The 9,345-nt window shown below is 62.1% G+C and carries 9 protein-coding genes and 1 pseudogene; 6 read left to right on the top strand and 4 right to left on the bottom strand.

The annotated features are described in order from the left end of the window. The 3 genes from ABWP92_RS14710 to dnaA form a co-directional block, all read right to left on the bottom strand. A partial coding sequence (locus ABWP92_RS14710; protein WP_353236143.1) for an ATP-binding protein occupies nucleotides 1-430 on the bottom strand: 430 nt, incomplete at its 3' end. A 190-nt stretch (nucleotides 431-620) separates the two neighbouring features. Further along, nucleotides 621-1,727, bottom strand: a complete 1,107-nt coding sequence (gene dnaN, locus ABWP92_RS14705; protein ID WP_353236142.1) for a DNA polymerase III subunit beta — start codon at nucleotides 1,725-1,727, stop codon at nucleotides 621-623. A 153-nt stretch (nucleotides 1,728-1,880) separates the two neighbouring features. After that, nucleotides 1,881-3,305 carry a chromosomal replication initiator protein DnaA gene (gene dnaA, locus ABWP92_RS14700; protein WP_353236141.1) on the bottom strand — a complete coding sequence of 475 codons (1,425 nt, stop codon included), beginning with the start codon at nucleotides 3,303-3,305 and terminating at the stop codon, nucleotides 1,881-1,883. Nucleotides 3,306-3,645: 340 nt separating this feature from the next. Between dnaA and rpmH the strand changes: the two genes are divergently transcribed. From rpmH to ABWP92_RS14670, 6 genes are all read left to right on the top strand, one after another. Then, nucleotides 3,646-3,780: a 50S ribosomal protein L34 gene (gene rpmH, locus ABWP92_RS14695; RefSeq protein ID WP_005798102.1), complete on the top strand. Its 135-nt coding sequence runs from the start codon at nucleotides 3,646-3,648 to the stop codon at nucleotides 3,778-3,780. A gap of 103 nt (nucleotides 3,781-3,883) precedes the next feature. Then, entirely contained in the window at nucleotides 3,884-4,399 is a 516-nt protein-coding gene (locus tag ABWP92_RS14690) for a ribonuclease P protein component (protein ID WP_353236140.1), read from the top strand. Continuing rightward, nucleotides 4,396-4,695, top strand: a complete 300-nt coding sequence (gene yidD / locus ABWP92_RS14685; protein WP_502907548.1) for a membrane protein insertion efficiency factor YidD — start codon at nucleotides 4,396-4,398, stop codon at nucleotides 4,693-4,695. The genes ABWP92_RS14690 and yidD overlap by 4 nt, the downstream gene beginning before the upstream one ends. Then, the gene (gene yidC, locus ABWP92_RS14680; RefSeq protein WP_353236139.1) at nucleotides 4,692-6,395 is read left to right on the top strand and encodes a membrane protein insertase YidC; all 1,704 of its coding nucleotides are present in this window, start codon (nucleotides 4,692-4,694) and stop codon (nucleotides 6,393-6,395) included. Before yidD ends, yidC begins: the two co-directional genes overlap by 4 nt. Before the next feature lie 130 nt (nucleotides 6,396-6,525). Next, the gene (gene mnmE / locus ABWP92_RS14675; protein WP_353236138.1) at nucleotides 6,526-7,938 is read left to right on the top strand and encodes a tRNA uridine-5-carboxymethylaminomethyl(34) synthesis GTPase MnmE; all 1,413 of its coding nucleotides are present in this window, start codon (nucleotides 6,526-6,528) and stop codon (nucleotides 7,936-7,938) included. Nucleotides 7,939-8,067: 129 nt separating this feature from the next. Then, entirely contained in the window at nucleotides 8,068-9,111 is a 1,044-nt protein-coding gene (locus tag ABWP92_RS14670; protein WP_353236137.1) for a virulence RhuM family protein, read from the top strand. 12 nt (nucleotides 9,112-9,123) lie between these two features. Here ABWP92_RS14670 and ABWP92_RS14665 read toward each other — a convergent pair. Beyond that, nucleotides 9,124-9,345, bottom strand: a pseudogene (locus ABWP92_RS14665) (integrase); the annotation flags it as partial.

Here is a 9,345-nt window from a genome sequence, read left to right as displayed (position 1 = left end):
CCGAGACCTTGTAGCTGTTCTGGTTGAACTTGCCGCCGGCGTGCAGCTCGGTCAGCGCGATTTCGGCGGCCGAGCGCTTGGGCTCGTGCTTGTCGTCCATCTTCACGCCGGTGGGAATGCCGCGGCCATTGTCGATCACGCTGATGGAGTTGTCGGTGTGGATGGTGACGACGATGTCGTCGCAGAAGCCGGCCAGAGCCTCGTCGATGGAGTTGTCCACTACCTCGAAGACGAGGTGGTGCAGGCCGGTGCCGTCGGACGTGTCGCCGATGTACATTCCGGGACGCTTGCGCACGGCCTCCAGGCCTTCGAGGATCTGGATCGCGCCTTCGCCGTAGCCTTCGTTTGCGGGTGCGGAAGGCGCGGGAGCAGCGCCGCCATTGTTTGCGGTCGGCTCTTCTGGAGTGGGCTGCGTGTTCTCTGCGGTCATGGAGGAATGCTTTCTTCTCTCGGTCAGCCAGAAGTCCTGCGGGGCAGGCGGCTGGCATTAACAATCTGTCGATATTTCACTCGATCAAATGATCAAATGGCTGCCATCGCCCAGGAAACAAGCAATGGCAGCCGTGCGATGAAATGACGCGTGTGAATGGATGCGCGTGATCGCCTCACTGGTCGTCAGCTCAGATGCGCATCGGCATCACGACGTACTTGAAGTGGTCGTTCTCGGGGATGGTGATCAGCGCCGAGCTGTTGTTGTCGGAGAGTTCCACCTTCACCATGTCCTGGCTCATGTTGGTCAGGGCGTCGATCAGGTAGCTCACGTTGAAGCCGATTTCGATGGTGTCGCCGCCGTAGTCGATATCGAGTTCGTCCACGGCTTCTTCCTGCTCGGCGTTGTTGGAGGCCACGCGCAGCAGGCCGGGCTCCAAGTTCAGGCGCACGCCCTTGAATTTGTCGCTCGTCATGATGGCGGTGCGCTGCAGGCTGGCCAGCAGCGGCGCGCGGCCCAGCGTGATGCTGTTCTTGTGGTTCTTGGGGATCACGCGGTTGTAGTCCGGGAACTTGCCCTCCACCAGCTTGGTGACGAACTCCATGCCGCCAAACGAGAACTTCGCCTGGTTGTTGGCGAACTGCATCTCGATGGCGCCGTCGGCGTCGGACAGCAGCCGCTGCAGTTCGAGCACGGTCTTGCGCGGCAGGATGACCTCCTGCTTGGGCACTTCCACGTCCAGCGTGGCGGACGAGAACGCCAGGCGGTGGCCGTCGGTGGCCACCAGGCTCAGGGTGTTGCCTTCCGCCACGAACAGAATGCCGTTCAGGTAGTAGCGGATGTCCTGCACGGCCATGGCGAACGAAACCTGGCCCATCAGGTTTTTCAGCACCTTCTGGGGCACGCTGAACGCGGGGCCGAAGCCGGCGGCCTCCTGCACCAGGGGGAAGTCCTCGGCAGGCAGGGATTGCAGCGTGAAACGGCTTTTGCCGCCCTTGAGGATCAGCTTGTTCTGGCTGGTCTCCAGGCTGACGGTCTGGTCCGCGGGCATGGTCTTGAGAATGTCGATGAGCTTGCGCGCGCCGACGGTCGTCGTGAATTCGCCGGTGTCGCCCCCGAGCTCCGCGGTGGTGCGGATCTGGATTTCCAGGTCGCTGGTGGTGAGCTGCAAGGCGTTGCCTGTCTTGCGGATCAGCACATTCGCCAGGATGGGCAGGGTGTGGCGGCGTTCGACGATGCCGGATACCGATTGCAATACTGCGAGGACCTTGTCTTGTGTTGCCTTCAGGACAATCATGTCTTCAACCTTGGTTGGTTTTTGAAAGGTAAAAGCGTTGAGGGGCGACTGCGCGATGGGCTTTGCTCCCTCTCAAGAGCGCGGCCGTTTCGCCCGACATGGCATTTTGCCTGTGATATAGAACAATTTCGATGGCAAATCATCACGGGATCGTTACCCCTTGAGGGTTTGCTCCAGCACGTGCAGTTGCTGGTTGAGCTCCGTCAATTGTTGACGCTCACCCGCGATCTTGCGCACCGCATGCAGAACGGTCGTGTGGTCGCGCCCGCCAAACAGCTCGCCGATCTCGGGCAGGCTCTTTTGCGTCAACTCCTTGGCCAGGTACATCGCAATCTGGCGCGGGCGGGCGATGCTGGCCGGGCGCTTCTTGCTGTACATGTCGGCGACCTTGATCTTGTAGTAGTCGGCCACCGTTTTCTGGATGTTTTCCACTGAAATCTGGCGATTCTGGATCGAGAGCAGATCGCGCAGCGCCTCGCGCGCCAGCTGGATGGAGACTTCCTTCTGGTTGAAGCGCGAATAGGCGAGGATCTTGCGCAGCGCGCCTTCGAGCTCGCGCACGTTGGAGCGCACGTTCTTGGCCACGAAGAAGGCGACCTCCTCGGGCATGTCGGCGTTTTCGGCGCGGGCCTTGTTGATCAGGATGGCGACGCGCATTTCCAGCTCGGGGGGCTCGATGGCCACGGTCAGGCCGGAGTCGAAACGCGACACCAGGCGCTCGTGGATGTTGGCAAGACCCTTCGGATAGGTGTCCGACGTCATCACGATGTGGCTCTTCTTGGCCAGCAGCGCCTCGAACGCGTTGAAGAATTCTTCCTGCGTGCGGTCCTTGTTGGCGAAGAATTGCACGTCGTCGATCAGCAGGAGGTCCAGCGAGTGGTAGCGCGCCTTGAAATCGTCGAAGGTGCGGCGCTGATACGCCTTAACCACATCCGAGACGAACTGCTCGGCGTGGATGTAGAGAACTTTGGCGTCAGGCTTGTCGGCCAGCAATTTGTTGCCAACCGCGTGCACCAAGTGGGTTTTGCCCAGGCCGACGCCGCCGTAGATGAACAGCGGGTTGTAGAGATGGCCGGGCGATGCCGCTACGTGCATCGCCGCCGAGCGCGCCATGCGGTTGGCCGTGCCCTCCACCAGGGAGTCGAAGGTGAGCGCGGGGTTCAGGCGCGAGCGGAACGGGGTCGCGCCGTTGTCTTCCGCCGCCGCGGCGGCGGGTTCGGGTGCGGCAGCCGGCTCGGGTTGGGATGCTGTCTGCGCGGGAATGTACTTACGCACAACGCTTTCACGCTGAGCGAGCGCTAACTCCAGTGGGATGGACTGGCCATACAGGCCTTCGAGGATGGCTGAGATGCGGCCCGCGTATTGCGCGCGGATCCAGTCCAGCTTGAAGCGGTTGGCGACGAACAGAGTGACCTTGGACAGGTCGGGGGCCACCTGGGCCGCCAAAGGCTTGATCCAGGTGTTGAATTGCAGCTCCGGCAGTTCCTGCGCAAGCTGCTCCACGCAGGCCTGCCACAGACCTTGCCCAGCATCCGAGCCGGGCTCGTCAGGGAAAGAATGGGAAGGTTCCTCGATCATTTCAGGGGATTCTAGTTGTGGATAGGAGGAACATTGAAGGGGCTCCATTGTACCTTCCCGGAATAGTTATCCACAATTTCTCCGCATCTTTGTGCGAGACCTTTGCACAGCTGCTCTGACGATCGGGAAGGGTGAATGCCCAGAAACCGGCAATACCCGGGGATTGCAAGGTTGCGCCAAGCCTGCAATAATCGCCGGTTTCCCTGAACCCGTTCAGGGTGATCCAGCCCGGGCGCAGCTTCTTGATGGCAACTGATGGTGCCGCTGCCTGGGATTGTCTGGCGGGCTTTTCGGCCGATCGAAGCCGGGCCTGTAACTGAACTATCAAGGAATTGAGATCATGAAACGTACATACCAGCCATCCAAGACCCGCCGCGCACGCACCCACGGCTTCCTGGTTCGCATGAAGACCCGCGGCGGCCGCGCCGTCATCAACGCTCGCCGCGCCAAGGGCCGCAAGCGTCTGGCTGTCTGAGGTTCTGCTGACTGACGGGCATGGAGTCTCGGCCATCCTGATTGGCTGAGCTCCGGCTCTGGTTGCAGGCCCTTCCAATCCGCGCGAGGCATTGCTTGCGCTTATGCACCGGTTGAAAACCCGCCCACAGTTCCAGGCTGCCATGGCGGGTGGAACTGTTTCCCGCACACAGCACTTTGTCCTGCATCGGCTGGGCCTGGTTTCCGAAGACGTTGATTCCACGGGAGTCAACGTCGCAATGGCGCTTCCCGACAGGGCTGGCAGCGCGCCGCACGAGCGGCGTGATGCGCAGGCCCTGTTCGTCGTTGCCGCGCGGGAGCCGCAGGGTCCCTGGCTCGGCGCGGTGGTGCCCAAGCGCTGGGCGCGCCGCGCCGTCACTCGCAATGCCATCAAGCGGCAAATCTACGTTGCGGGCGCGGCCTTCGAGCCGCAGTTCCCCGTGGCCGCGTACGTCGTGCGGCTGCGTGCCGCGTTCGACCGCAAGCAATTCCCCAGCGCGACGTCGGATGCGCTGAAGGCCGCCGTGCGCCAGGAGCTTCAGCAGCTCTTCGCCCACGCCGTGCGCCCGCAGGCTCGCAAACCACGCGTTCCCGCCATGGAGGAGGGCCGCTCATCATGATCGTACGCAATATGCTCATGGGGCTGGTGCGCGGCTACCGGCTGCTGCTTAGCCCCTGGCTTGGCTCGGCTTGCCGGTTCGAACCGACCTGTTCGGTTTATGCTCTCGGGGCTTTGGAAAAACATGGCGCGGCGGCGGGCAGTTATTTGACGCTTCGCCGCCTTGCTCGCTGTCATCCCTGGTGTGACGGAGGGCTTGATCCGGTTCCGCAGGATCCGCCGCGCGCAATGCGGCTGTTTTCCCGGCACCTGGATTCCACCTCTCAATCCGCTTCCTCTTCTACGAAGACTTCATGAACGATATTCGCCGCACCATTCTGTGGGTGATATTTGCCTTCTCCCTGGTTCTCCTGTGGGACAAATGGCAGGTACATAACGGCCACAAGGCCACCTTCTTCCCCGTGCCCGAGCAGCAGGCCGCCAAGTCCGCCAGCGCGGCTGCATCGGCGGACGCCAGCGTGCCCTCGGCCTCGGCTTCGTCGGCATCGGACGCCGCGGGCGCATCGGCCGTGCCCGGTGCCGATGCCGCGGCGCCCGCAGCGAATGCGGCCCCGCGCGAGGACGTGGTCATCACCACCGACGTGCTGCGCCTGACCTTTGGCAGCGAGGGCGGCACGCTCAAGCACGCCGAGCTGCAGAAATATTTCGACAAGTCCCAGCCACCCCAGCCCGTGGTCCTGTTCGATGATTCGGCAACCCACAAATATCTTGGACAGAGCGGCCTGATCGGCGGTACTTTCCCGACCCACAAGACGGCGATGACCGCGCAGCCCGGCGCCCGCGAACTCAAGGACGGCCAGGATTCGGTGCAACTACGCTTTGAATCCGCGGAAGTCGGTGGCGTGAAGCTGATCAAGACCTACACGATCAAGCGCGGCGCCTACGACGTGAGCGTGCAGCACGACATCGTGAACAACAGCGGCGCGCCCGTGAATCCGCGCCTGTACCTGCAACTGGTGCGCGACGGCTCCGAGTCCGGCGGCCAGACGCCGTTCTACTCGACGTTCACCGGCCCCGCCGTGTACACCCCCGAGAAGAAGTACCAGAAGGTCACCTTCAAGGACATCGAGAACAACAAGGTCAACGTGGAGAAGAGCTCCGACTCCGGCTACGTGGCGATGGTGCAGCACTATTTCGCCAGCGCCTGGCTGCTCGACGATGGCACGCAGCGCGAGAACTTCGTCAACAAGATCGGCAACAACCTCTACGCCGCCGGCATGATCACGCCGGTGGGGACCGTCGAGCCTGGCCAGACCAAGTCCATTTCCGCGCGCCTGTTCGCCGGCCCGCAGATCGAGCCCATGCTCGAGGCGCAGGCGACAGGCCTGGAACTGGTCAAGGACTATGGCTGGCTGACGATTCTCGCCAAGCCGCTGTACTGGCTGCTCTCCAAGCTGCACAGCTTCATCGGCAACTGGGGCTGGTCGATCGTGGCGCTGGTGCTGCTGCTGAAGGTGGCCTTCTACTGGTTCAATGCCAAGGCCTATTCGTCGATGGCGAAGATGAAGGCCATCAACCCGCGCATCCAGGAAATGCGCGAGCGCCTCAAGGACAAGCCGCAGCAGATGCAGCAGGAGATGATGCGCATCTACCGCGAGGAAAAGGTCAACCCGATGGGGGGCTGCCTGCCCATCCTGATCCAGATGCCGGTCTTCATGGCGCTGTACTGGGTGCTGCAGTCCAGCGTCGAGATCCGCAATGCGCCCTGGATCGGCTGGATCCATGACCTGTCGGTGCCGGACCCCTTCTTCATCCTGCCGCTCTTGATGACCCTGTCGTCGCTGCTGCAGACCGCGCTGAATCCCGCCCCGCCGGATCCCATGCAGGCCAAGCTCATGTGGATCATGCCGCTGATGTTCTCGGTGATGTTCTTCTTCTTCCCGGCAGGCCTCGTGCTGTACTGGCTGACGAACAACATCCTGTCGATCATCCAGCAGTGGATCATCAACACCCGCATGGGCGTGCCGCCGCAGTTCAATCTGCCGAAATTCAAATAGCGCGGCCCACGCCGACCCGTTCGGCGGCAGCTCCGCTTTCATCGCACAATGGCCGCTATGCGGTCGTTGCCATTTCTGGCTCCTGGCCCCTGGCCCGCTCCACCCTTCCAGCCGACTGTTGAACCCGCATATGCTCTCTCGCCACGCCGACCCCATCATCGCCATCGCCACCGCCCCCGGACGCGGCGCGGTGGGCATCGTGCGTGTATCGGGCAAGGGCATCGGCCCATTTGTCGACCAGCTCCTTGGCCGTGCCCCGCGTGCCCGCGAGGCGCATTACCTGCCGTTCGCGGACCGGCATGGGCAGGCCATCGACCATGGCCTCGCGCTGTTCTTTCCCGCTCCGCACAGCTACACGGGCGAGGACGTGCTGGAACTGCAGGCCCATGGCGGCCCCGTGGTCCTGCAATTGCTGGTGGCGCGCTGCCTGGAACTGGCGGGCACCGCCTTGCCGCGCCTGCGTCTGGCCGAGCCGGGTGAATTCACGGAGCGCGCCTTCCTGAACAACAAGATCGATCTGGCGCAGGCCGAGGCCATCGCCGATCTGATCGACGCGAGCACCGAAGCGGCGGCCCGCAGCGCGGGGCGTTCGCTCTCGGGCGCTTTCTCCAAGGAAATCCACGCGCTGCGCGATGCGCTGATTCACCTGCGCATGCTGGTCGAGGCGACACTGGACTTTCCCGAGGAGGAAATCGACTTCCTGAAGAAGGCCGATGCGGCCGGGCAACTGGAGCGGCTGCAATCATCGCTGGCCCGCGTCGTGCAGCGCGCGCAGCAGGGCGCGCTTTTGCGCGAAGGCATCAAGGTGGTGATCGCGGGGCAGCCGAATGCGGGCAAAAGTTCTCTGCTCAATGCGCTGGCGGGCGCTGAATTGGCCATCGTCACGCCCATCGCCGGCACGACGCGCGACAAAGTGCAGCAGACCATCCAGATCGAGGGCGTGCCGCTGCATGTGATCGACACCGCAGGCTTGCGCGAAAGCGATGACGAGGTAGAGAAAATCGGCATCGCGCGCGCCTGGGAAGAAATCAGGGCCGCCGATGCCGTGCTGTTCCTGCACGACCTGACCCGCGTGCGCGATCCGGAATATGTAGACGCCGATGCGCGGATTGCGCAGGAACTGACCGGACAACTGCATGAACAGGTGCCTGTCATCGACGTCTGGAACAAGACCGACGCCGCGCTGGAGGACGCCGCTACGCCGGCCGCGCCATTGCAGGCCGGCAGGATAGCCCAGGTGCGCCTGTCGGCGCGGACCGGCGACGGCCTGGAGACCCTGCGCCGCCAGTTGCTCGAACTGGCCGGCTGGCAATCGGCCTCCGAAGGCGTTTACATCGCCCGCGCCCGCCACCTCGCCGCGCTCCGCGACGTGGACATGCACCTGATGGAATCGGCGGCACAAATCCACTCCGACACTCCGGCGCTCGACCTGCTGGCAGAAGAACTGCGGCTCGCGCAGAATGCGCTGAACTCGATCACCGGGGAGTTCACCTCCGATGATCTGCTGGGGGTGATTTTCTCGTCGTTCTGCATCGGGAAGTGATGTGGGGTCCAGAGGCATCCGCTGAAGTACCCGCCGGTGGGTGAGGATGCCGCGATCGAACTGGTGCTGAAGCAGGCGGAATCACTGTCGAACGCTTGGTCGAAGTGATGGCTGCATAGGGGGCTTGGTATGAATGGCAAAAAATTGATCCGCAACAGTACAGCCGAGTTCCTGATCTTCACTGGCCAGACCGGCGAACAGAGTATCGAGGCCCGCTATGAGGACGAAACCTTGTGGCTGTCGCAGAAGCTGATGGCTGAGTTGTTCGGTGTGGATGTGCGCACCGTCAGCGAGCACCTGAAGAACATCTTTGCCAGCCAGGAACTCGCGCCTGAGGCAACTATCCGGAAATTCCGGATAGTTCAGCAGGAAGGCCAGCGGGAGGTATCCCGGGCGGTGGACTTCTACAACCTCGACGCCATCATCTCCGTCGGCTACCGGGTCAACTCCCTACGCGCAACGCAGTTCCGCCAGTGGGCGACCGGCGTCCTGCGTGAGTTCGCCATCAAGGGCTATGTGCTGGATCGTCAGCGCATGGAAAACGGCAGCTTCCTGGGCGAGGACTACTTCGAGCGGCTGCTGGCGGAAATCCGCGAGATCCGCCTCAGCGAGCGACGCTTCTACCAGAAGATCACCGACATCTATGCCACCAGCGTGGACTACAACAAGGACGCACCGACCACCAAGGCCTTCTTCGCCAAGGTACAGAACAAACTGCATTACGCCATCCACGGCCATACCGCTGCAGAGTTGATCCGCAAGCGGGCCGATAGCAGCAATCCACATATGGGGCTGACTTCCTGGGCGAGCGCGCCCGAAGGCAAGATCCTGAAAACCGACGTAGCCGTGGCCAAGAACTACCTGACCAAGGACGAGCTGGATTCATTGGGCCGTATCGTCAACGTCTATCTGGAACTGGCCGAGGATCGTGCTCGTCGCAAGATTCCCATGAGCATGGAAGACTGGTCCAAGCGCCTGGACGCCTTCCTGGAGTTTGATGACCGGGAAGTGCTACAGAACAGCGGCAAGATTTCTGCAAAACTTGCCCAAACGCATGCGGAAAGCGAGTTTGAGAAGTACAGGATCGTGCAAGATCGACTTTTTGAAAGTGACTTTGACAAGGCAGTAAAAAAGCTGGCAACCGGTAAACCGAGCGCCAGAGATGAAGAATAAGCGTCAGGCTCCCAGATTGCTCAGCCCTGAAGCCTTGCACTGCCCGTCGTAGACATGTCGTGGCTGGATGTAAGTCTTGTGCGATGGAATCAAAGACCCCAAGCCTATCAGGCGATGAGCATAATCCAGCACCGCGCTGTTCTGGCGTAGTGATTGGGACCGTCCGATATTTGATGGACTCTTCCCTGCATAGGCCGAAAGCGGCCTGCAAACGCAGGCTCATGCGGACGTAGG

Origin of the sequence: Diaphorobacter ruginosibacter, from assembly GCF_040396215.1 — a bacterium.
Lineage (GTDB): Bacteria > Pseudomonadota > Gammaproteobacteria > Burkholderiales > Burkholderiaceae_C > Diaphorobacter_A > Diaphorobacter_A ruginosibacter_A.
This window is presented reverse-complemented; position numbering and strand designations above follow the sequence as displayed.